The organism is Pseudomonas sp. Nvir, assembly GCF_963778085.1.
Lineage (GTDB): Bacteria > Pseudomonadota > Gammaproteobacteria > Pseudomonadales > Pseudomonadaceae > Aquipseudomonas > Aquipseudomonas juntendi.
The window spans coordinates 2095189-2117533 of record NZ_OY970405.1; the positions used below are offsets into that span (position 1 = coordinate 2095189).

17 protein-coding genes and 1 tRNA gene are annotated in these 22345 nt (G+C 54.3%); 7 read left to right on the forward strand and 11 right to left on the reverse strand.

Features of this window, described 5'->3' with window-relative positions; translation table 11 throughout:
- Positions 1-241: 241 nt before the first annotated feature.
- Positions 242-331, forward strand: a tRNA-Ser gene (locus tag AACG97_RS09915).
- Positions 332-661: 330 nt separating this feature from the next.
- Here the strand turns inward: AACG97_RS09915 and AACG97_RS09920 are convergent.
- The gene (locus AACG97_RS09920; RefSeq protein ID WP_232555071.1) at positions 662-1051 is read right to left on the reverse strand and encodes a hypothetical protein; all 390 of its coding nucleotides are present in this window, start codon (positions 1049-1051) and stop codon (positions 662-664) included.
- A gap of 224 nt (positions 1052-1275) precedes the next feature.
- On the opposite strand from AACG97_RS09920, the gene istA reads away from it, so the two are divergent.
- Both istA and istB read left to right on the forward strand, forming a co-directional pair.
- Positions 1276-2790 (forward strand): IS21-like element ISPpu23 family transposase, encoded by a 1515-nt coding sequence (gene istA / locus AACG97_RS09925; RefSeq protein ID WP_058167704.1) that lies wholly within the window; start codon positions 1276-1278, stop codon positions 2788-2790.
- A 17-nt stretch (positions 2791-2807) separates the two neighbouring features.
- The gene (istB, locus tag AACG97_RS09930) at positions 2808-3563 is read left to right on the forward strand and encodes an IS21-like element ISPpu23 family helper ATPase IstB (RefSeq protein ID WP_046622600.1); all 756 of its coding nucleotides are present in this window, start codon (positions 2808-2810) and stop codon (positions 3561-3563) included.
- On the opposite strand, the gene AACG97_RS09935 is transcribed toward istB, so the two are convergent.
- From AACG97_RS09935 to AACG97_RS09975, 9 genes are all read right to left on the reverse strand, one after another.
- On the reverse strand, positions 3560-5017 hold the full coding sequence (locus AACG97_RS09935) for a P-loop NTPase fold protein (protein WP_232555040.1): 1458 nt from the start codon (positions 5015-5017) through the stop codon (positions 3560-3562). The two genes, istB and AACG97_RS09935, sit on opposite strands and share 4 nt — an antisense overlap.
- Positions 5018-5182: 165 nt before the next feature.
- Complete coding sequence (locus tag AACG97_RS09940; RefSeq protein ID WP_225785709.1) at positions 5183-7063, reverse strand: protein kinase domain-containing protein; 1881 nt, start codon at positions 7061-7063, stop codon at positions 5183-5185.
- Between the two features lie 196 nt (positions 7064-7259).
- Complete coding sequence (locus AACG97_RS09945) at positions 7260-8114, reverse strand: hypothetical protein (protein WP_197885234.1); 855 nt, start codon at positions 8112-8114, stop codon at positions 7260-7262.
- Between the two features lie 15 nt (positions 8115-8129).
- Complete coding sequence (locus AACG97_RS09950) at positions 8130-9017, reverse strand: UPF0158 family protein (RefSeq protein WP_197885233.1); 888 nt, start codon at positions 9015-9017, stop codon at positions 8130-8132.
- 583 nt (positions 9018-9600) lie between these two features.
- Positions 9601-10365, reverse strand: coding sequence for a hypothetical protein (locus AACG97_RS09955; protein ID WP_197885232.1), 765 nt, complete (start codon positions 10363-10365; stop codon positions 9601-9603).
- Between the two features lie 174 nt (positions 10366-10539).
- The gene (locus tag AACG97_RS09960) at positions 10540-11304 is read right to left on the reverse strand and encodes a PP2C family serine/threonine-protein phosphatase (RefSeq protein ID WP_197885231.1); all 765 of its coding nucleotides are present in this window, start codon (positions 11302-11304) and stop codon (positions 10540-10542) included.
- A 2-nt stretch (positions 11305-11306) separates the two neighbouring features.
- Positions 11307-11981 (reverse strand): VWA domain-containing protein, encoded by a 675-nt coding sequence (locus AACG97_RS09965; RefSeq protein WP_197885230.1) that lies wholly within the window; start codon positions 11979-11981, stop codon positions 11307-11309.
- Between the two features lie 33 nt (positions 11982-12014).
- Positions 12015-13997, reverse strand: coding sequence for a hypothetical protein (locus AACG97_RS09970; RefSeq protein ID WP_197885229.1), 1983 nt, complete (start codon positions 13995-13997; stop codon positions 12015-12017).
- Positions 13998-14139: 142 nt separating this feature from the next.
- Entirely contained in the window at positions 14140-15306 is a 1167-nt protein-coding gene (locus tag AACG97_RS09975) for a DUF3800 domain-containing protein (protein WP_197885228.1), read from the reverse strand.
- Between the two features lie 421 nt (positions 15307-15727).
- On the opposite strand from AACG97_RS09975, the gene AACG97_RS09980 reads away from it, so the two are divergent.
- Genes AACG97_RS09980 through AACG97_RS09995 form a run of 4 tightly spaced genes read left to right on the forward strand, consistent with a single transcriptional unit; the run spans position 15728 to position 21712 of the window.
- A complete protein-coding gene (locus AACG97_RS09980; RefSeq protein WP_232555041.1) occupies positions 15728-16780 on the forward strand; it encodes a ComEC/Rec2 family competence protein in 1053 nt (350 codons plus the stop codon).
- Positions 16764-18071, forward strand: coding sequence for an ABC-three component system protein (locus AACG97_RS09985; RefSeq protein WP_225785708.1), 1308 nt, complete (start codon positions 16764-16766; stop codon positions 18069-18071). Before AACG97_RS09980 ends, AACG97_RS09985 begins: the two co-directional genes overlap by 17 nt.
- A complete protein-coding gene (locus AACG97_RS09990) occupies positions 18055-18603 on the forward strand; it encodes an ABC-three component system middle component 1 (RefSeq protein ID WP_197885226.1) in 549 nt (182 codons plus the stop codon). The genes AACG97_RS09985 and AACG97_RS09990 overlap by 17 nt, the downstream gene beginning before the upstream one ends.
- Positions 18584-21712, forward strand: a complete 3129-nt coding sequence (locus AACG97_RS09995) for an AAA family ATPase (protein ID WP_197885225.1) — start codon at positions 18584-18586, stop codon at positions 21710-21712. Before AACG97_RS09990 ends, AACG97_RS09995 begins: the two co-directional genes overlap by 20 nt.
- A gap of 52 nt (positions 21713-21764) precedes the next feature.
- On the opposite strand, the gene AACG97_RS10000 is transcribed toward AACG97_RS09995, so the two are convergent.
- Positions 21765-22220, reverse strand: coding sequence for a helix-turn-helix domain-containing protein (locus tag AACG97_RS10000; RefSeq protein ID WP_150569922.1), 456 nt, complete (start codon positions 22218-22220; stop codon positions 21765-21767).
- Positions 22221-22345: the final 125 nt, after the last annotated feature.

Below are 22345 nucleotides of genomic sequence, written 5' to 3' on the forward strand. Positions count from 1 at the left end.
TGGTAAACCTGTGGTTTCGAACGTTCAGATGCTGGGAGTCTACCAGAGCCATTGCAACCCGCGACACAGAGAGTTTGACAGCTTGTTTCATTACGGTATTATGGCGGCCGCAAACGAGCTGGAAGCGTGGCCGAGTGGTTTAAGGCAACGGTCTTGAAAACCGTCGATGGGCAACTATCCTAGAGTTCTTATCTCAGGTAGTCCCCAGATGCACACTTCAGGATGTCCAAGCAGTAGCATCGGGGAATTGGCAGAGTGGTTGAATGCACCGGTCTTGAAAACCGGCGAACGTGAGAGCGTTCCCAGGGTTCGAATCCCTGGTTCCCCGCCAAACATAAAAAAATCAAGGGCTAGAGAAATCTTAGCCCTTTTTTTGTGCCTGTAAGATCTGTTCCTCCTGACGGGCAATGGCCGTTTCAACAGGCATGCAAGCGCATGAGGCGTACTCAGGTGCACACTAATGCATGCTTCTAAGCTTGAGGCGACGATCGAAAACTCAACTGCGCACTTGCCTTATGCCGAGTCAGGCATTAATCAGGCCGACCAGGCCGTGCCCAAAGCGCAAGTCGTAACTCCTGATAAGCCTGGTCGGTGTGATCCAGTGACCGGATCAGCCCCCACTTCTTAGCATCGTCCCCTGCAAGAGGGGGCTCTCCTAGCCTTAAACCAGTGCAACGCCAGCTGGCTCAAGCTGTAGGTCTACACACGCAATTTGAGCTTCCCTCTGAAGGATTGCGGCTAGCCGAGAGTCGGGATCTTTTTCAATCATCGATCGACAGGCCTGCATGAACGCCGATGGCGCGATCCCGTAATTGCCCTCAGGTACATTGGTATCGTTCACGAGCGCAAAGCCCTTCTGTACGAGTAACTGAAGGTCTACTCCCGTCGCTGCCTGTATCTCCATTTCGAACATCTGGGAGGTTGCTGACCGCAAGAATTGCATCTGGCTGAATCCCCATTCGCCCCCTTTCATCAGGTTCTGGAAGAGTTCAAGCACGGTAAAGCGTCTCATGGAATCGGTTCGGGCGCGGTCGATTTCGTCCAGGATCATGGGGTGAACCTGATCAAGGGTGCGGATTCCACGGTCATCTGGCCACCCATTCCATAAGCATCTGACCACCGATTCCACGGTGATCCGGCCACCCATTCCACGCGTATCCGACCACTGATTCCACGGTCATCCGGCCACTCAACCGGGCAGGCAGTAACGCAGGATTTCTTCACTACCATCGACCTCTTTTTCGAAGCAGAGAGGTCGTCGTGGAGCGTTTATCCATGCGTAAGATTCGCGAAGTACTTCGTCTCAAGTTCGAGGTCGGGCTATCGGCTCGCCAGATTGCCGTCAGCGTGCAGATCGGTCGTGTCACTGTCGGCGATTACCTCAACCGCTTTGCCGCCAGCGGTCTAGCCTGGCCCTGTTCGTTGTCCGATTCCGAGCTGGAGCAGCAACTGTTCCCACCGCCCCCTGCGGTGCCCAGCGAGCAACGGCCATTGCCCGATTGGTCTTGGGTGCATGCCGAGCTACGCCGGCCGGGCGTGACCTTGGCGCTGCTCTGGCAGGAGTATCGCCTGAGCCAGCCGAAAGGCTTTCAGTACAGCTGGTTCTGCGAGCACTACCGAGCCTGGCAGGGCAAGCTGGACGTGGTGATGCGCCAGGAGCATCGCGTCGGTGAGAAGCTGTTTGTCGACTACGCCGGGCAGACGGTGCCGGTGATCGACCGCCACAGCGGCGAGATCCGCCAGGCGCAGGTGTTCGTCGCGGTGCTTGGCGCGTCCAGCTACACCTTCGCCGAAGCCACTTGGTCGCAGCAGTTACCGGACTGGCTGGGCTCCCATGTCCGCTGCTTCGCCTTTCTCGGCGGCGTGCCGGAAATCGTGGTGCCGGACAACCTGCGAAGCGCGGTGAGTAAGAGCCATCGCTACGAGCCGGACATCAACCCGAGCTACCGCGATCTGGCCGAGCACTATGGCGTGGCGGTGGTGCCGGCGCGGGCGCGTAAGCCGCGCGACAAGGCTAAGGCTGAGGTCGGCGTGCAGGTGGTCGAGCGCTGGATCCTCGCCGCGCTGAGGAACCGCCAGTTCTTCTCCCTGGACGAACTCAACAGCGCCATCGCCTTATTGCTGGAGCGGCTCAACCGACGACCGTTTCGCAAGCTGCCGGGCTCCCGGCACTCGGCCTTCGAAGCCCTGGATCGTCCAGCGCTGAGCCCACTGCCGGAGCAGCCCTACGTCTATGCCGAGTGGAAGAAGGCGCGCGTGCATATCGACTATCACGTCGAGGTCGATGGGCATTACTACTCAGTGCCCTACCAGTTGGTGAAGAAACAGCTGGAAGTACGGCTGACGGCGCGCACCGTCGAGTGCTTCCACGCCAACCAGCGGGTGGCCAGCCACCTGCGCTCGCCACACAAGGGCCGGCATAGCACACAGACCGAGCACATGCCCAAGAGCCATCGCGAGCATGCCGAGTGGACGCCGCAACGGTTGATCCGCTGGGCCGAGCAGACCGGGCCGCACACCGCCGGCGTGATCAGCCACATCCTCGAACGGCGCATCCACCCAACCCAAGGCTACCGGGCCTGCCTGGGCATCCTGCGCCTGGGCAAGACCCATGGCGAAGTGCGCTTGGAGCTGGCCTGCCGACGCGCCCTCAGCCTCGGCGCGTGCAGCTACAAGAGCCTCGAATCGATCCTGCGCCAGGGGCTGGAAAACCTGCCGCTGGCCCAGCAGCACCTGCCCCTGCTGCCGGACGACCACGCCAACCTGCGCGGCCCCGGCTACTACCACTGAACACAAGGAATCCCACCATGCTGCCCCATCCGACCTTGGACAAGCTCCAGACCCTGCGCCTGACCGGCATGCTCAAGGCACTCGCCGAGCAACTGAAAACCCCCGACATCGACAGCCTGAGCTTCGTGGAACGCCTCGGCCTGTTGGTCGACCGCGAACTGACCGAGCGCGACGACAAGCGCCTCAGCAGCCGCCTGCGTCAGGCCCGGCTCAAGCACAACGCCTGCCTCGAAGACATCGACTACCGCAGCCCGCGCGGACTCGACAAGGCGCTGATCCTCCAGCTGAGCAGCGGTCAGTGGTTACGCGACGGACTCAACCTGATTATCAACGGCCCGACTGGCGTCGGTAAGACCTGGCTGGCCTGCGCCCTGGCCCACCAGGCCTGCCGAGAGGGTTACAGCGTGCGTTACCTGCGCTTGCCGCGCCTGTTGGAAGAGTTGGGCCTAGCCCACGGCGACGGGCGCTTCGCCAAGCTGATGAGCGGCTATGCCAAGACCGACCTGCTGATCCTTGATGACTGGGGTCTGGCCCCGTTCAACGCGGAACAGCGCCGCGACATGCTGGAGCTACTGGACGACCGCTACGGCCAGCGCTCGACCATCGTGACCAGCCAAATGCCAGTGGACAACTGGCACGAACTGATCGGTGATCCGACTCTGGCCGACGCCATCCTCGACCGCCTGGTGCACAACGCTTATCGGATCAACCTCAAGGGTGAGTCGATGCGCAAACAGACGAAGAAATTGACGACACCGGGCACCTCAGACTAACAATGCCCCCCCTGCGTCGCTGCGCTCCGACTGCCCGGCCGGATGGCCGTGGAACAGGTGGCCAGATGGCCGTGGAATGCCTGGCCAGATGAGAGCGGACTGGGTGGCCGGATGGCGTGGAATCCGCAATCAAGGGAGTGATCATGAAATTCGAGCCAATCCTCAATGGTGCCATCTGAGAGCCCAGCCCTAAAGTGGTCACACCATTTCTCAACGAATGCCAGCCCCAGTGTCTGGTCACCGGTCAATCGATCTATCGTAGGTATCAGGTTTGACACCCGCTTCATGTCGAGAAGGCCTGCAGAGGGGAGCAGAGCCTCCAGTTCGAGGATCAAGTCATTTTCGGAAAGCTGAGGGTGCCAATCGAGATGCTCTTCGAAGGTGATAGCCTTGTTCCGAGCTGCAAGCCGCTCGCTCTTTTGCAAGTGCTTGGAGACGAGATGCTGAATGTTGGCGCTGTCCCTTATCCCTGAATTGAAGAAAGCCAGGATCATGGCCTCCAGCTCGTCGGTGCTGCGAATACCCATCCGGCTCATCAACCCCTGCCAGCGCTGAAGGTCTTGCTGCTCTTGGCTTAGCGGCGCGCCTTGCTGGCCCGTATGGGCGAGAAGGGTAAATGTTTTGTGTGACTGGTAGTCGAGGATGAATTCATCGCTCGGGGCGCCCTCAACCGCTCCATAGTGAATAGCGCCGAGTAGGCTAATCGATGGCAGCACGCGCTTGAGTACCTGCGGTGCAAGATGTGGATCCTTCTCCAGCAACTGATTGGCTGCCCTGATGATTTTCCGAATCACCCGGATGTTGGTGATCTGCAATGGCTCAAGCGCCGACTTCAATTGGGAGGGCCACGGACAGGAGGTCAGCTTATGCGCGATGTCAAAAGCTTCGGATGGAGAGGTTTCCAGCTTGATCTCCTGGTCGACAACCTTCTCCCGGATTTGCCCCCAAATATCCTGATCCTTCAGCTTGTCGCTGTTGAGAATCAAGAGAATGCGGCACCCGTGGGTCAGTACACATTCATCAATGAATCCCAGGATTTCATCGATGCTCAGCTTTGTGTGTTTGCGCTCAATGTCGTCGATGATGATGAATCGGTCTTTGACCATGTACGGCATCGCCAGCAACGCCACCTCTTCAAGCGCAGAAAAGCTCGAATGAAGTCCTTTGAGCACCTTTGTGATACCGGCTAATCCCGCCTTCAGGCCCTCCGTATTGGTTTTACCGAGCGTTGGTGCGATTCCTTGGGCAATCTTAAGCTTCAGCTCCACGATCGAGCTGACACCGAAGAGCGAGGCCGACACGGCGGCTTTCGCCCGAGGATCATCCGTTTCCTCGCGGACACGCTGCCACAAGTGTGTTTTCCCGGTTCCCCATTTGCCCGAAAGGGCGATGACGCGATTCTCTTGATCCTTGATGAGGTCGAGCAGGGCGGTCTTGCAGAGCGCGAGTGTCATGAAAATCCTTTCTCTGGAAGCTAATGCTGAAGCTGAGTACGGAGTGAGGGCAGAGAATAATGCAGGCGAGGGAGGTTGGGCAGGCAGCGCGCTGCGTGATACTGCACCGTGCAGCCATGCGCGCGCCTTCAGATCCACGACTTCCTGGCCAACCTGTACTCGCCTTTAGAACAACCGTGCCGACGTATCAGGGTTAGGCATGGGTGGCGTTAGATTCTCAACCTGCACCAGGAATACGTCGCCCCTGGCTGCCTGAGGATAGAAGTGCACACAGTGTCCTGTCGGGTCTTTAATGTGCGTGCGCTTTCCAAGAGAAATGACGGCTGGCTGGCTGACACCGAAGTCCATCACAGCGCCCGTCGCGTACATGGACATGTGCCCCTGGTCATTGTGGTTGATCTGTATCCGTGCTTTCAGTTGAGTCCATGGATGTCCTGTTTCGGTATGAATAAAGGAGCCTCCCTGCGCGGATTTTTCAAGCTGAACAGCATTTTCGGCACTCAATCGGTGAATGACCGTGCCGTGATAATTGGGATGGGCTACGTAAGCTATTGATCCAGGCGGGGCGGCAGGGCTCACCACTCGCCCATTTTCATCTGTTCGATGCTTATGAGCCGCGCCATCCACGCCGATGACGCAGACTTGAGCTCCGCCGATTGGAGCCCCAGACTCGTCGCTTACTGTGATCACATGCGAGTCACAATTCGACAGTGGGGCATAGGTCACCGCTAGAAAACGGGGCACGGCGTCCTCAAGGACATCGTTCATCTCGCGTTGCAAATTACCGAGTACCTGATCTTCTTCGCTCCCGCCCTCCAGAAACTCCAGTTCTTGCTTCCAGAACAGGGCGTAGGTGCGCGATTCTCTCCACTGCGTAAGCACCTTGGCTGAGAACCGAATATTGCTGGCGTTCATGCTGAAATCCGACAACTGTAAGGTCATGACGGCAGGGCGTGAATCAGGAACCACTGCGTGCAGCGTGATCTGTTTGGTGTTGTCATTCCAGTTCACCAACGCCGTTTCAAGGTTGGCATTGCTGAAGGCGAGCGTAACCTCTTCGATAAAGCCTGAAAGCTTTTCCTGGATTCGCAGCGCGGCGGTTTTCAAGTGCTCATCGGTGCGGGCTTTGGCTGCTCGCTGAGCATCGTAGGCGCTTCGGCTATTTTCGATGAGCGAGTCAAATTCGCGCGTGTTGAATTGAATGGCCAACGGTAGCTCCTCTTTGGGGCTAAGCCATGCACGTAGCTCCGTGCATACCTGGGACATAGTGGGTCGGTGTTCTGGAGTCAGCGCCGTAGCGCTCGCGATCAATTTATCGAGCTGGCTGCTCCCGACAGCCCCGGGAAGGTAAGTCCCGATTCGGAATGCCTCATGGCTTAGGTCGTAGACGCCAGGCAGGGGGAAATTCTGACCCGTTGCCAGTACCCACAGCGTTTTTGCCAAGGAAAACACGTCTGCTTTGGAGCCATCGGCATGTGCTGCGGTGTTGAGCATCTCCGGCGCGATGTAAAAAACGGGCCCGATACGCTCATGTGGAGCCGTTTCACCTTCTTTGCCAGCAAAGCTGACCAGCCCAAAATCGCCTACTGTCCAGCGGTCATTGTGAAAAAACAGGTTGTCCGGTTTGATGTCGCGGTGGGTGTATCCACGCGCATGCATAGCCTCCAGCACGCTAGCGATTTCCAGCATTGCTTTCACAACCACTTCAAGGGTTGGGCTTCTTCCCAGCTTCTCTTGGGCCGGGGTGGCTAGTGCCATCACCAGCCAAGGTTGCTGCGCGCCCACAGGGTCAGTTTCGGCATCTAGAACAGGGATGACGCCTTGAATGTCGGCGCAATCGCGAAGCCCTGAAACCTCATTCCTGAAGCGAGCCGCGCGATCTGAAAATTTTGTGGATTTCAGCAGTTTCAAAGCACCCTGCTGGCCGTCTTTGGTCGCCAGGTAGACGACGCCGTTGCCTCCCTTTCCCAGTGGCTTTTGCGTATCCAAAGTCCAGCCGTTGAAGTCTGTTGTTGCAGGGGGCTTGCGGTAATTTTTTTTGGGCATGCTGAACGCTCTTCCATGCTGGTGCGCGAACAGGCACTTTATCGCATTGGGCGCGCTGGGACTGAGTCGGTAGCCATCAGTTGGCTATCGAAGGTATAGAGTCATCAGCCAGAAATGGTAGAGCGGGTTCGACCCGCGAGGGAGTGCTAAGTGGTCGGCATTGTGGGGTTGAAAGCCCGCGGAATGGCTCGACCGGTTAGCAAACGACATCGATTTTCCGAGAGATGTTGGTGTCGGGATGCGGGCCAACATACATCAGGAAAACGTGGAAAATGCCCAGGTGCTGAAGTACCTGGTAATAAATACGTGCGGCAGCTTCACGTGTGGTTCTGTCCCCGTTTTTGAGGTGGGTGTTATGGGTCTCTTCCCGCACCCGGACACCATTCACATAGATCTCCAGCTTGGTATCAATACCCCCGGTCTTGGCATGGGTCAGGCCGCGCGTGCGGAAAAACTCGTCGAGGTTCCCCACGTCGCCACCCTGCTTGATCAATTCGCAGAAGGCTTCCAGCGACTCATAGACGAACCAGTGACGATGTTGAGCGATATCGTCGCACTGGCTGATGCCGTTACCGACCACATGCAGGTAGCGGGCGGACTGCACCGCTTCTTCAATGGACTGTGACGGTAAAGGCGCTACATCGCTTTCGTCTACCACTGCCTTGATCAGGGCATCGGTGACCGCGTTGAGAAACTTCTCATCAATCTTTGGCCTGTTCAGGTGGAGGTACGGCCAGCCGTCAACTTCCATCTCGGGCTCAATCACCTGAGCGTTCAGTTCCTTCAGCGTCGCAAGCTCGTCGTCTACCTCTTCTGCGATCGAGGCGTAGGGGAGCACGTAGATTTCAGCGTAGTCATAGCCGCCTTCGACGGAGTCGCAGTAGTTGCGAAGAGCTTCAGCCGCATGTCTGGGGCTTGGCTTGAGCTGGAGCCGACCTGTCCTGTCCAGGTCGGCAATGATGATTGAAGGTCGGATGCCGCGACCCTCCAAGGCCTGTTCAATGCGTCGGCGGATTTGCTTGGGCACGCCAATGATGCAGACAGGAATCATCGTGGCACACCCAGGTTACAGCTGCGACTTGCTCAGGACACTGCTTAGCAGTACCGGAATGGCGTATTGGGCGATGTCTTCGTCGCTCATCCGCTCCAGCAGGCGCAGTGCCTGCTCGCGTGAGCTCATGACCGTGGCCTTGGCGTCTGGCTGGGGTGGGCAAGAGGCCGCAGGGGTAGCCGCGAGGTTCAGCTCCTCCGGCTTGACGTCATGCTTTACTGCCCATGCCTGGATCCATTGGGCAATCTTGAGTGTGCGCATCTGACGCCATTCCTGCTCTCGGTCACCGAGTGCTTTGGTGAACGCTGCGTTCACCTTGCTGGAGTAGGTGGCTTCTATCAGCTGCTGGAGCGGTGCACGTTCTGCAACAGGCAGGTTGATGAGGTCGAGGAACTCGGCCATCCAGGCAAGTTGTTGGCTGGCAGGTATCCACTCGATCTCGATGAAGTCCTGCGGACGCTCTGCGAGTTTCGCCTTGTAATCCTCATCACCTTCCTTCAGGAAGTGAAGAATCTTGTGGCTGACTTTGTCGAAGTAGCGCTTGCGATTGCTGTCTGGGTTGGTGAATGCTTGCCAGACATCACTGCGCATCAGGATGGTGTGATCCTGTTTGGGCTTGGCTTCAACGCTAATCGCCTTGGCCCGTGCCTGAGCGCGGTCACGCTTGAGCGAGATGCGAAGGTCACCACTGACTTCGGGGCGCGCGATCTCGATGCGATCGCCCATGTGCGTCAGCAGGAACTCTGAGAATTTTTTGCAGCCGTAGCTGTTTTGGTCAAGCGGGGACATGCCGCGTTCAATCAAGGCTATGTTAAGCCGTTGCTTCAGGCGCGCGCTCAGTTCATAGGGTTGATCAGAGAGTAGCTCGTGGATGAGCTGGAGGATGTGTTGCAGGTCGTCCATTGAAAATCCCAGGCTGAAAAAATATCCCGCCACAGAGTGTGGCGGGTATCTTTGAATGCATCATAGTGCTGCCTGGTTCCAAACTGTTCGCAACGTCGTCTGATATGTAGAACTCCATACGTATCAGCGCCTAGGCGTTGTGACAGCCCTTGAGAAGAGAGCGGAAGCCCGTAGTGTGTGGATCCGGTCGATCTCGTAGTAGCCCTCCGTGAACATCATGATGATCACGAAGCCGTAGAACAATGGTAAACGTGGTGAAGCCACGGCGTCAACGTCGTTGACGGTTTGTCAATTCTAGAAATCGTCGAAAACGAAGCTCAGAGCACCACTGGAGGCCGCAAAGCGTCGAATGCCATTCCGAACGGTAGTAGCGAAGCTGCATGGAACGATTTCAAGGGTTTCGGTGAGCGTTGCACCGCCCAGTTCATGCTGATGTGGATCGCAAGCAGATGGCCAACGGTCTATGGCAGTCTCACCGCTGTCCCAGTCTTCGTCTTTGGATGCCCTTGGCCCGGCCCGTTGCGACGTCGGGCGCAGCGGGTACCCACAGAGCGCTCCTGGCCTGCTTGTCCGACACGGTCACTTATTTCGCGGCGCTACTCCAGCGTTGATACAACTGCTCAGCATGATCCGGGTTATCAATTTTGGGTTTGGTGCGCAGACTGAAGGCCTTCTCCGCCAGTGTTTCCAAGCGCTCAGCCGCTTTGGGCAACCATCCGTTTCTGATCGCCCAGCGCCTGACGTTTTCCGCTGGCTCTTGATGGTTTCGTGCACGAAGAATACGGAGGATGCGTTTCGCGTGTTCTTCATCAGAGGGATGGAGAATGTTGTGAGCTTTGTTGACTATCGTGCTCAGCGACTTCATCGCTTGCTCCACGATTGGATCATTGATGAGCGAGTCAACCTCAACAGGCGTAGCAGATTTCCCATGGATTTCGGGTGACCAGGTTTTCACCCAGTCATCAATCGCCCCAGTCGTCCAGGGAACGGCCACGATGGCGACGACGTTAGGTAGTGCGTCGACTTTATCCATCATGTCCTGGCTCGCAAAGGCGACTACCACCACGGCTGGTTGCGACACCCATTTCAACGTAGTTTTGGTTTCGCATCGCACCAGTGCGCCGCTCTCCAGCTTGACTGGCGTACCCTTCATGAATGCTTTGTGAGCGGGGTCGCCAACCGCGGTGCGTATGGAGCCGGAATCGAGTGCTGCTTTATTGGGCGTGAGGAAGATAACATCGAGCGTTTTCGTAGTGCGGCATAGCTGATCAGCGATCCCAAGCGCCGTCAGCAAGTGCTTGGGCGATTGGTTCGTGTCAGGCAGGAGCACTCTCTTTACGGCAGGCATACGGTCGTCCCTGTAAGAGATGTTGGAAAAAGTGATCCATTTCGGAGTTCTGGAAGCTTCCTCCGCTTCGTTTGATAGATCAAGTGAGGCCGTTTTAGGTACGGCCTGCACACATCGTCGATACGACAGGGTATCGCCAGTCAGGTGCCCGGTACCTATCACAAGAAATCCACGCTACATCGACAGAACCCCGATCGAGCAGTCATCTGTGGTTTTTTTTGCGAACGCATGTTCAAGGTTGTCGGATAGCACTTCACGCATTTGCGCAGGCTCTTTGGTGCGGCTCCATGAGAGGATTTGGCGCACAGCTGCCGTTGCCGGCGTCTTGTCTAGCCTTCGGTACAGACTCTCCGCTGTGCCGTCGCTCATCAGGACAAAGCCAGCTCCCTGACCGCATTGGCCGCGGTACAAACGCAGTCGGCTGGATGCGGTAGAGTCCGTCACGAAGAACGTCGTATTTGCGAATTCACCGTTTTCCGGGTGAGAGAGTACCATGATCTGGCCATCCTCTTGCTGATGCAGGATGCAGCCATCTCCTATGTGACCTGCGAGATACCGCCCTTTGGAGTGGGCCACGAACAAAAGGGTGCTCGCGAGTTCAGCCTGCCCGCAACGTAAACCAATGGCTTGGCGCTCCAGCCCCTGCAGGCAATGCTGGAGTATTTCAATCGTGGTTTGAGAGGGATTTGTTTCAGCCATCGTCCAGAGCTCATCGAACCGATCAAGCAATAGGCGAGTAATTGCTTTTACGACCGTTCGAGACCCGTGCTCGGAATGCTTTTTGGAACCCGCCCCGTCTGCCAGGGCGACACACGCGAAGCCATTCTGTGATCTGGCAGCAACGTAGTCCTGGCACGGCATGCCACTGCTGGCATGAGAGCGCCCGGTGAAGAGCGCACACGATGTCCTATAGGCGTGACTGCGATCCCCCTCAGCCATTGTCAGACTTGGCCCCACGCAGCAATGCCGTTGACGTCGAGCGTCACTGTTTCGCCAGGCGTGGATTGCGAAACCCGGGAAACACTACGGCTGAGCCACATGAAGAACTCTTTGAAGTTCAGGCCTTTCAGACGCATAGGGGGGCGGCCAGGGGAGAGCAGGGCCAGCGTGTCCAAGTTGGCTGCGGCGCCGATCGCGATGGGGAACACCGTGAGCTTTTTCGCTTTGCTCAATTCAAGAATTCGCGCACTGGCAGTGCTGATGTCGTCGGTGGGTTCGCCATCGGTCATGACGACCATCCATGGCTGGTAGTAATCGACGCCGGCGCGTTGATAATCCGATTTTCGTACCTCCAAGAGATCGAGCGCCAGGTTCACACCTTGGCCCATCGCTGTGGTGCCTGATGCGACCAGCGCGGGTACGTCCTGGCGATCAATCGCCATGAAGTCTACTTCTCGGGTTGCCTGGGTGCCGAAGGTGACGATGCTGATCTCTGCTGCGTATTGAGCGACTTCGTCTGCGCGAATCGCCTCATAGAACATTTGCACGCCCGCTTGCAGTTCCTGGATCGGTTGGCCCGCCATCGAGCCGCTGACATCCAGCACCAGGCAAATGGGTACGCGTGCAGTTGGGTTATCTACCAGGTCTTCTTGGCTGAGGATGTGATCTTCGTTCATTGGGTTTTGCTCACGAGCTGGTGAAGGAATTGGTTATTTGAAAAAGATGGCGAGCCATAGCTTTTTCAGCAATCGAGCAACCCAGGCGTTCGGGCGCGAAGGCGTCCGCTGTGTCGGTCTCGGCGGAGTGCGCTGCGACAATGTGGGTTGCTGTCTGGGTGCGGGGCTAGCTTGTGGCCGCGCAGCTGCCCGCGGTTGCTGAGCTGCTGGCTGGGCTTGAGCGACGCGCTGTGGCTGTTGCTTGGGCGGAGCAACGACAGGCGCTGCACGAGGAATGGATGCCGGTCGAATAGGCTGTGGAGCGGCAGCAGGATGCCCCTGATGTCGTCGCTCAGCTTGCAACCCTTCCTTCTCACTTTCTGCCGCCATCCGCTTGAGATTGTGCTCTCTGTGGCAGTCCTGACACCAAACCTTCCGGCCTTTCGCTGCCTGGCTCTGCGCATATTTCTTGGAAGCAACGGTCTTGGATTGGCATTTCCCGCACGTGACCGTAATAGGGTCTCGGATGAAAAAATACGTACTGGGGAAAATCTCATTGCCGAGATATTTTTTTTCGATTGCGCCCCGATATCGCTGAAGTAGCGCAGTCCATTGCTGGATCGTCAGGCGTTTGTTGTTGCTGAACGTTTGATGGAAAGCTTCGCGCAAATCCCTCGACAGATGATTCCAGATGATGCCCCAGGAGCCTTTGGGGGCGTTTTCACCGGAAAAATTCTCCTTGTCGCTGAAGTTACGGTACGGAAATTTCTGTGCCTTGATATTGTCCGCAGGAGATCCGCCGCCTTGTTGCGAGTACGGAGGCTTGCCGGGGAAAAGGATCATGAAAAGCATCGTGGCCACCGCGAAAAGCTCATGCTGGATGGTGCGCATGAAGGTTTCGTAGCCGAGACCCTGGATTTCTGGGGCTGTGAAATTGACTGTCCCGACAGGGCACGGGAAGCCCTCAACTTGAAAACTATCTGTGTCGACCAACCCTATTTTCTGGCTATCTTGAGTGACCAGCAGGTTCTGAGGGTTGATGTCTCCGATGAGAACGTTCAGCTTGTGCAGATATTCGACATGGGCAAGGAAGGCCAGGCACAAGTTGACCAGGTCGATACGTCCCCAGGCAGGGAAGGTTTTCAGGAGCACCGGTTTGACGAACATTGATGTCTGCATCGTTCGTCCCTGAGCGCGGGGCATCAGGTAGCCCACGAACTCCTCAAATCGGTTTACGACCGTTTCTGTGGGCCAGCAGATACCTGGTTGAACGACCCTGCGCGTGGTCATCAGCTCAATCTTCTGACGTTTGCCTGAGGTGAGTTTGTCCAGGTGATATATCTTGCAGACCAGCGCCGGATCACTCGTTTCGTAAATTACCCCTTCGCCTCCTTCACTCACTTTTTTCCCGAGACGTATCTGTCTGCCGGAAGCAGTGACTACCGTCTCGTTTGACCCAGGGAGCGCTTTGACGGAGAGTTTCACATCGGCAGCGGCCAGCGGAACAGCATGCACCCTGAATGGATCCGAGCGGACGGCAGCGGGGGATTTGACTTCTCTTTTAGGCTGGGATGGCGCTTCGCTATCTTGATCTGGCTGCCATCGGTGGCATTTCACACTTGAGCGTTTGGCTAGCTGCATGACCTGAGCGTCACAGGTTACGACCGTCATGCGGTAGTGAGCTGCCACTTCGATCAAGCGAGTGGCGGCGTTAGTCGTTTGGAACTGCAGGCGTTTGAGCAGGTAGGCGGGCGCGTCGTCGAAACGAAACTCAGAGAGATGATCGCCTTCAGCCAGCGTATCGCCCGTTGGTAAACGGTTGACCTTTCTGGCCTGACTGCCTTCGATCTGGCTCAGAATCCGATGTGCGTGCCGTCCGTGATGGGTAGGCTGACCACGAAGATTTATGAGCGCCACCATCGCCTCTGCCAGTAGCACAGGCAAATGCTGCTTCGTGCGGATTCTCGTGATGATGTCTGGGTACTCAAGGAGCACACTGATATCGATCAGTACTTTCTGCGTTCTATGTTCCGTCATAAATACAAGGTATCGCTAGTTCCATCTGATGAGTCGCTTCGGCGCTTACAGTAGCACGCTATGGATTAGGGCAGGGTGGTGCAGGGCTCGTGGTTGATGAGTTTAAGCAAAGCCCTCCTCGCATGAGAAGGGCTCAACGGGGTCAGCCGTTACGCACGCCTCCACCTACGACACGGACAAATTCATCTTGCGCATCCTTGTCGAACAGGAAGACTGCATGCTTGTGATGCTCAATTTGAGACATTACGTAATGAAGCATCTCAGGCTGCTCATCGTCTGATTTTTCGACGAGCTTTTGCAGCAGTGCCAGGCATTCCTGCTGCTTGTCCGTCAGCGAATTCTTGGCTTCTACCACGTCAGCGACGCTCGTTTGGGCCAGGAAGGTGAAGTAGTTCTTGAGAAGGCCACTGATCACATCGCAGACCTGCACTGCCGGATGCAGCTTGGAGTCTACAAATTCAAAATGGCTGGAGCCCAGCACCCCATCCAGTGCTTCAATTTCCTTGAAGCTTTTCTCGATCTCGAACTCGTTGTCGAAAATGTGGCGTGAAGATGCGAAGAGGCCAATGCAATGGCGATAGAACATTGACAGCCCGTCAATGAGCTTGAACGGCGCGTGTGTGTACACCATGTCCAGGGATTCGATGTTACGGCACAGGTCGAACAGCTTGGACAGGCTAATGGTGCGGGACAGATCTTCCTTGCTCATCTTGCCGCCCAATCGAGCTGAAACCTGACGATTTTTCTTGACGATTTCATTCAGGCGCTTGATGAAAGGGGCCGCATTTTTTGGCGTTACGTTCGGATAGCGGTACTTTGCCAGCACTGACAGCACATCGGCTTTGTACTTGCGCATGATGTAGTACAGCGCGTCTTTGTGATAGTCCACATAGGCCCGGCGCCCACCCGCCGGTGCATAGTTCAGCATGCCATGCTGATCAGCGTGGTCGCAGCAATCGTCGATGATGTCGACCAACGACCAATATTCCATATTCAGGCTGCTGTAGTGCAGGTAGTAGTCGGACTCGACCAGCCATTTGAGAATCTGTGTGACCTTCGCTGACTTCAAGTTGTCGAGAAAGCTCCCTTTAGCAACCTGCTTGAACTTCAGTTCTTTCGCGGTGGGCGGTAAACGCAGCGAGACGATCAGCTCTTCACATTTGCTCTGCGCCTGATCCCCCTTGTGAGCAATCCCTGCCAGTACAAAGGCTGGCGAGGGATTTTCATGAGCATCTGTATTGAATCGGCCACCTGTCAGATACAAAGACCGGATATTGTTAGATTCGTCATAGTAAAAGGTATAACTCATTGCGACTCCTGTACGTTACGTCGTAGGCATAGGCATTCAGAGAGGAATGCGGGCTCATACTAGGTTCGGCGTATCCCTGCCTGAGATTTGGCGGCCAATAGCCTTTGTTGCGCGCGACTCTAGCATGATGGCGATGTGCTTTCATTTGGCTAAAACATTCTTCTAATAGAAAGGTTTGGCCGGGGCGGCCCGGTTTGCGCGCTCATGATGAACATCGACCGTTGTCAATACGACGAATGGCAAAACGAAGCGGTGGCAGGTCTGCGTGGCGGCGTTCCGGAGCAGGCTTTCCCGAAGGGGAAAGGTCACCGGACTGGCGTCAAAAATCCTTTCTTGGGTCTCTATTGGAACTTCAGGGAGTACGGCCTATGCTACTGGCATTTTGATAGCCTGGCGGAGCTAGGCAGTGACAGGAGTCGGAATGACCATCATCGTCCGCGTTTTGAAAGCGAGGCACGGAGACTGCATCCTTGTCAGCCATGAAGGGGAAGAAGGGGTATTTAACCTTCTGATTGACGGCGGCACGTCTACCACCTTCAGGCATGGGAAACGGCAGCGCTACGCGGGAGCGCTTTGCAGTGCGCTTGATGATCTCAAAGCCAAAGGGCAGCGCATCGACCTTGCCATCCTCACCCACATTGATGACGATCACATCAATGGACTCATCAGAGCGTTTGAGAAACCAGGTTATCTGGGGGATATGGTCAAATCCATCTGGTTTAACTCCTCGCGCCTGATCACCTGCCATTTCGAAGTGGCAGAAATACCTCAGAATAATATCGAACTCCTTGACGACGACCCTCAAACATCAGTTAAGCAGGGCAGAGATTTGGAAGCAATCCTCGATGAGATAGGGTGCGTTAGAGCGCCCCTCATAATGGCGGGTCAAACTCATCAAGCAGGCCCATTTACGCTCAAGGTCTTGTCACCTCGTCGTGAGCAACTGGAAAAGTTGTTGCACGTCTGGCCCTGCGATGTAGATGAGGGAAAAACCTCGGCGCACGACACTGATTATCACCTATCACTGCAAGATATCTGGTCGGGCGATAGATTTCAGTCCGACACTTCTGTTTATAACGGTAGCTCTATCGCATTTACCCTCGAAGCCGAGGGGCGACGCATGCTTTTCCTAGGTGATGCACACGATGGCGTGGTATCCGACAGTTTGCGGTCTTGTGATTACAGCGAAAAAAACAAGCTTAGCTTGGATCTTGTGAAGTTATCGCACCATGGGAGCGAATATAATACCAGTAGCGATTTGTTGGGGTTGCTGGATTCGCCGATTTACATCGTGTCAACTGACGGGTCCAGGCATGGTCTCCCTAATAAAAGGACGATAGCCAGGATTATCAAGTCTACGCAGGGAGAAGTGTATTTTAATTACGATCAGGTGATTGCTCCCCTGCTACTGAATCATGAGGTTGAGGAGTATTCCTCTCGTCTAAAAGTGCTCGATGATGAAATCAGATACTAATAAGAATTTTTCAGAGATTATGCAGTCGCACTGTGTGACTGTTAACGGTGGAAGCGGTGTTCTGGTGAATGCCATGACCCAGGAGTTTTCTTATGTGCTGACGGCGAGGCACGCCATTTCTGTAGAAGTCGCCCGCAACGTAGTTAGCGACCATAACAAGACCGCCATCGAAGTTCTGGGTGTGATGATTTTCCCCGGGGAGGGTCAACAAGCAGCCCTGGATTGCGCAATATTGAAAGTTGCTTATCAGGCGGATGTCTCTCAGAGATCGTGGAATGCTACTCACCTCCCACCCTCAGCTAACCTTACATTTGTGGGCCTACCGGGAACAGAGAGAGCGAGTACGACACCCATCAAGCATTGGACGGGGCATTCAGCTGGCGTCGTCAACCAACTGATAACCCTTGCACTTGAAGGTGACCCTGGCAAGGCTGTTATTCAAGGAATGTCTGGAGGCGGTGTATACCATATTGATAATGGTTATCCGTACCTCGTGGGTGTGGAATTCGAGATGGAGGCCAGCCACCTGGATAACCAGTATGGCCGCGTCTATTGCCATGGTCTCGCGCGATACCATGAGCTCTTGAATTTCCATGCAAGTGCTCCGATGATTCCTCCACACATGGAGTGCTTTTCGAGAATACGGGATCGAATATTCGAATTTAATGCGGATGATCCTGATAACGTTAAGCTTTTGAAAGATGCGTTGCTTGGCTTCTCAGATGCATTAATTGCAAGTGGAATGCCACCTCCCTACGACATTATGAAGCGTTATAACGTCCAGCTACTCCTCGATGCGGGTGATCACAGTGTCTTGGAAACAAGAGAGCTATGGGTCGCCTATTTAGAGTTTGTGGTGATCTCGGCAATCATGGACGAAACTGGAATTGCAAACAGTGGCTATATCAGTGGGATCGATAAGAAACGTCGACTGCTGTATACCAGTGATAACACTAACTGGGTTCGTCGTTTAGATGAGATTCTAAGGATTTCACGAAAGCTGCTCGACAAGGACGGTACTCTCGTGGTCGCATCTCCTCAGGCGAATGCGAAACCGTTTCCCAAAGGCTTCATGCTTGAGAGTGTAATCAGCAATATAGCAATCGTCCCAGGACAGCCATTTTCTATCGATGAAGTAGAGTCAGGAATCTACACCAGTTACAAGCTGACTCATTTGGAAGGTCTGCGTAACAGCTGCGTCATTGAGAAGGAAGAGAAGTATCGCGTCGTCGCGCCGGGACGTAATCAACTACTTGAGCTCAAGAAGTATTTGAATGAAATTATCAATTAAAGATCACGATTTTGAGTTTCTCACTGCTGAGTTTGATGGCTTAGAGTTTCACATGTTTCGCTCTGATGATGAGCTGTCCTACATTTCATGTATAGTCTGCCTGTGTAAAGCCCCCTCCAGCATCGTAAAAAATTGGCAAGTTATCCAAAACCTTGTTTCGGTTCACCATCAACCCCCAGGGAAACTTGCTGCATGGAACATTTACATTGCGTATGTCACGAAGGGCGTTGTTCCAATTTGGGATAAGTACCAAATTGAGAATAATAAATACGCTGCGCGCAAGCTGATAATGGATGGTTATACTGAGTTACCCACCCTGGAGCAGTTGAAAGTACAGTTGGAAAGGCATCTATTGGGGGCGGACTTAACGCTGGACTCTCGTGTTACAGAAGCGCGAGAACCGTTATTGTCACTTGAGAAATTCGTGCGCGGCGCGCCATTGGATCAAAAGACCGAGTCCAAAGAAAAGCGCGCGTCAATGATAAATAAAATCATAGAATCTCTTGATAAAAATGAAAATCAAAAAGGTTGAAATCCAGGCGTTCCGTGCTTACAAAATGAAATCGGAGGGAACATTCGATTTTACGAATGCTGATGATGTTCCTTCGGATTTTGTGGCCATCTTTGCCCCAAATGGATTTGGTAAAAGCTCGTTTTATGATGCGGTTGAATGGGCGATTACGAACCATTTGGAACGTTTAGGTGGCGAGTACAACAAAGCTAACTATGAAGGCGCCGCGCGTGTAACCAAGGATGCGGGCAAGGGCCAGGAGATCCTTCGAAACAAATTTGTGGATGAAAAAGTTAAAACGCGGGTGGTTGTGTCCACTACGCGACCTGTTCCTTTTACACGACAGTTGCGGACAATACGCTCTAATGGCCGCGATTTACGTTTTGGAGGCAGAGCCAGCGAGAACGACTATTTTCGGCGTGTCATCTTAAGCCAGGATGAAATTGACAGGTTCTTACGAGAGTCGAAGCCACAAGAACGTTATGCCAAATTCATGGAAAGTTTCGGTGGGGAGACCGAGATTGCGCGCAAGGAGCTGAGTGCGCTGATTGTTGATAATAAGGCCGAGCTACAGAGTTTGGATGCGCGGCGAGAGGCTATTATTGTCGAGTTAAGGGAGCCGGTTGACCTTTCTATCTTTGATAATTTCAATGCATTGGCCGCACAGCTCAATGCTGCTGGTGAGCGTATAGTTCTGGCGGACGAACATTTTTCTGCTCAGACTGAGCATGCTCTGAGTGCAAGCCTTGTGTCTCGACAGCATGAACTGAGCGTAGAGCGTGAAGCTAATGTGCGGTCGATTGATGGGCTTGAAGAAAGATTGTTAAAGGTTCCTGAAATTGCACTTCACAGCCAGTTTATCGTCGATCAGACAGCGTTTTCAGCTCGGCTTGAACAGGGCCTGAAAGATGCTGGTCATTATCAGGAGCTTTTGAGTAGCCATGCAAAAAGCTCAAGCGACATTCAGGTCGCGAGTCAGAGCTGGGCAGAAATCAATGACGTAATCAACCATTCTGTTGGGTTCTTTCAGGCTGAGTTACGTCTGAATAATATCGCTCAAGGTCAGCGGGTGCTTGTAGAGGACCGAACAGGTCATGCAGCACAGCTGTCAGGGCTCGCAAAGACGTTAGGTGATCTTAATCAGCAGCTTAAGGAGGCTGATGACCGCGCCGCGTTCCTGAGAAACTCCCTGGACAATGCTGGGCCGACATACAATGAGTTAGCTTCGCATCGCGCGAGGATCGAAGTTATTACTCAGCAAGTGGCCGAGAAAGATGTTGCAGCCCGCCTCGATGCGGGAAAAATGGAAGGTTTTCAAGATGACCTGAAACAAGTGTCGGGTTACAAGTTAAGTGCAAACTTCATCTTGTCTACAGCGGAGGGTGGTCGATACTTGGCTCAAGACCAAGTTGAGCGTTTGACCAAATGTTTGGTGGAGTCGGAGGCAATTGAAACTCATGTAAAATCTGTGCATGCGACTCAAGCTGCTTTGGCTGACCAGATGGGACTGCACGAACGTCTGATCTCTACCGGTCTGGACTACCTCAGCGCTTGGCCTTCGAATATTTGCCCGCTGTGCAGCTCCCCCCACGAAGATGCGGAGAAGCTTAGAGCAAAGGTTAAATCGCAGACGCTCTTGTCGCGACTCAGTCAGGAAAATGCTGGACTGCTTGCAACATCCGAAGCGCGCCGTAAGCAATTACTTGATGAAATTGGCTCTATTACGAGATTAGCTGAAGAAGCGCATGCCCACCATCTGGTTGACCTCCGCGGGAAAATCCAGGAGCTGAGCACCAGACTGGAAATAATTTATCGCGAAAAATCAGATCTGGAAGTAGAGAAGCATGCTTTAGAGGATAGAGCTAATGCGCTTGCTCAGACGATTTGGAACCTCTCGCATGAGGAGCTCGTAACGCGTGCTCAAGGCGAAATTTCACAGCTGTCACTTCAGCGTTCTGGACTTCTCACTCGTCAGGCTGAGTTGTCGGGGTCAATCGCCCAGCTCAATCAAGATATTTCACGCATCGATGCAGATCTGGAGTCGTTGACGACAGAGGCCAGTAGTATTAGGTCACAAGCGTCCTATTCGACAGTTTCCAAGTACCTAGCCAAGAGCGGTGTCAGTTCAGGCCAATTAGCTGAGCACTCCCAATCTGAAAAACGCAATATCGAGGCGCAACTGGCTAAAGCCAAAGGTGCGGTGGAAGATCTGGCAGTCCAGTGCAACTCCCTCCAGCAGAAAATGCTTGCTGATGGCATGTGGGTCAATTCTGCTGAGCTTCGGTCTCAAAAAGAGGCTCTTGATTTAGAATTGACCCGTGCACAAGCTGCAATCAACGCGTTCTATGACAGCTTGGCTGCGTTCATTGTTGTGCGCCAAGACGATAGCCTGGATCATCTCAAGGCGCTAATCAGTTCAGAGCTAGAAACCCGGCGCTTACGCACAGAGCAGCTGCTCACTACTGAAAGCAGTTTTAAGCTTTTGCAGGAGTTTATTGCTTCTTTCAAACCTTACATCAAACGGTTAACGCTGCAAGGTGAGTTGAAAGACCTGGAAGCAAAGCTGGATCAACGAAATCAGGTGGACGCGCTCCTGAGTGCGGAGCGGACATCTGTAATCGAGCAGCTGAAGACATTGATCAACAACTTCTTCTACGAAGATCTGATCAATGTTATCTACAGAAAGATTGACCCTCATCCGTCCTTCAAGAAGGTAGAGTTCAAGCCCGATTTTGACTCAGCAAATCCTGGGCTGAACATTGTTGTGAGTGATGAGGATGGGGTTTTGATCTCACCCATTCTGTACTTCAGCGCTGCGCAGTCCAACATCCTCAGCCTCAGTGTGTTCTTGGCCAGCGCGCTCCATGCCAAAGATGACAAAGGTAACCCGATTGACGTTGTGATGATTGATGATCCTATCCAGTCAATGGATTCCATCAATATTCTCTCGACCATTGATCTGTTGCGCAGTATCTGCGTGCAGTTCAACAAGCAAGTAATCATTTCCACCCACGATGAAAACTTCTTCGGCCTTCTGCAGCGAAAAATCCCAGCTCAGATTTTAGGAGCGAAGTTCTTGCAGCTGGAGAAATTCGGTGTGGTGGTGCCGGTCGAGCCCTTCCTGAATTAGCGGACGCGCAGGAGGGGTAGCTTCACCCCTCCTGCAATTTCCTCGGTAGCCCTCAGCTATGCCTGCGCAGATGACGGCTCACGGTCGCTCCCGACACACCGAGCTGCCTGGCGATCTCGGCCTGCGACAGGTCTCGTGCCTTGAGTTCCTGGATACGGGCTCTGAGCGTGTCCGCTTGTGCCGCAACAGGATGTGCCTGAGCAGGGGCATTCAACGAAACGAGTTCGTCGAGCAGCTCCATCCTCATCAAGTCAGCCTCCAGGCGCTGCAAAATCTCACGGGGAGACACAGCGTGCTCCGCTGCATAGGTGACGGCGAGCAGGGTCAATGGATCGACACCCAACGCTTTCGCTAAATCCTGGCTGACCTGCAAGGTCACTCCACGTTGACCTGCCTCAAGCCTGCTGACGTGAGATTGATCTCTCTCCAGTGCAAGGTCGCCTTGTGACAACTCACGATGAGCCCGCAAAAATCTCAAAGCGGATGCAAAGGCTGTGCGTAGGGGCATGAAAAGTCAGTTCCGCAAACGGAACGATATGTCGAATTTGCGTCATTACACGCAAATGCTTATAGTCATGTCTTTGTAAGGATTGGTGAGCGTGGCCGGTGCTATAGCTGTGAGCCATGCTCAAC

Bases quoted from the DNA above. Each gene is read 5' to 3' on its own strand.
- AACG97_RS09965 (WP_197885230.1), bottom strand. From the start codon at position 11,981: ATGAACGAAGATCACATCCTCAGCCAAGAAGACCTGGTAGATAACCCA.
- AACG97_RS09995 (WP_197885225.1), top strand. From the start codon at position 18,584: ATGAAAATCAAAAAGGTTGAAATCCAGGCGTTCCGTGCTTACAAAATG.
- AACG97_RS10000 (WP_150569922.1), bottom strand. From the start codon at position 22,220: ATGCCCCTACGCACAGCCTTTGCATCCGCTTTGAGATTTTTGCGGGCT.
- AACG97_RS09920 (WP_232555071.1), bottom strand. From the start codon at position 1,051: ATGATCCTGGACGAAATCGACCGCGCCCGAACCGATTCCATGAGACGC.
- istA (WP_058167704.1), top strand. From the start codon at position 1,276: ATGCGTAAGATTCGCGAAGTACTTCGTCTCAAGTTCGAGGTCGGGCTA.
- AACG97_RS09980 (WP_232555041.1), top strand. From the start codon at position 15,728: ATGACCATCATCGTCCGCGTTTTGAAAGCGAGGCACGGAGACTGCATC.
- AACG97_RS09990 (WP_197885226.1), top strand. From the start codon at position 18,055: ATGAAATTATCAATTAAAGATCACGATTTTGAGTTTCTCACTGCTGAG.
- AACG97_RS09975 (WP_197885228.1), bottom strand. From the start codon at position 15,306: ATGAGTTATACCTTTTACTATGACGAATCTAACAATATCCGGTCTTTG.
- AACG97_RS09945 (WP_197885234.1), bottom strand. From the start codon at position 8,114: ATGATTCCTGTCTGCATCATTGGCGTGCCCAAGCAAATCCGCCGACGC.
- AACG97_RS09950 (WP_197885233.1), bottom strand. From the start codon at position 9,017: ATGGACGACCTGCAACACATCCTCCAGCTCATCCACGAGCTACTCTCT.
- istB (WP_046622600.1), top strand. From the start codon at position 2,808: ATGCTGCCCCATCCGACCTTGGACAAGCTCCAGACCCTGCGCCTGACC.
- AACG97_RS09955 (WP_197885232.1), bottom strand. From the start codon at position 10,365: ATGCCTGCCGTAAAGAGAGTGCTCCTGCCTGACACGAACCAATCGCCC.
- AACG97_RS09940 (WP_225785709.1), bottom strand. From the start codon at position 7,063: ATGCCCAAAAAAAATTACCGCAAGCCCCCTGCAACAACAGACTTCAAC.
- AACG97_RS09960 (WP_197885231.1), bottom strand. From the start codon at position 11,304: ATGGCTGAGGGGGATCGCAGTCACGCCTATAGGACATCGTGTGCGCTC.
- AACG97_RS09985 (WP_225785708.1), top strand. From the start codon at position 16,764: ATGAAATCAGATACTAATAAGAATTTTTCAGAGATTATGCAGTCGCAC.
- AACG97_RS09935 (WP_232555040.1), bottom strand. From the start codon at position 5,017: ATGACACTCGCGCTCTGCAAGACCGCCCTGCTCGACCTCATCAAGGAT.
- AACG97_RS09970 (WP_197885229.1), bottom strand. From the start codon at position 13,997: ATGACGGAACATAGAACGCAGAAAGTACTGATCGATATCAGTGTGCTC.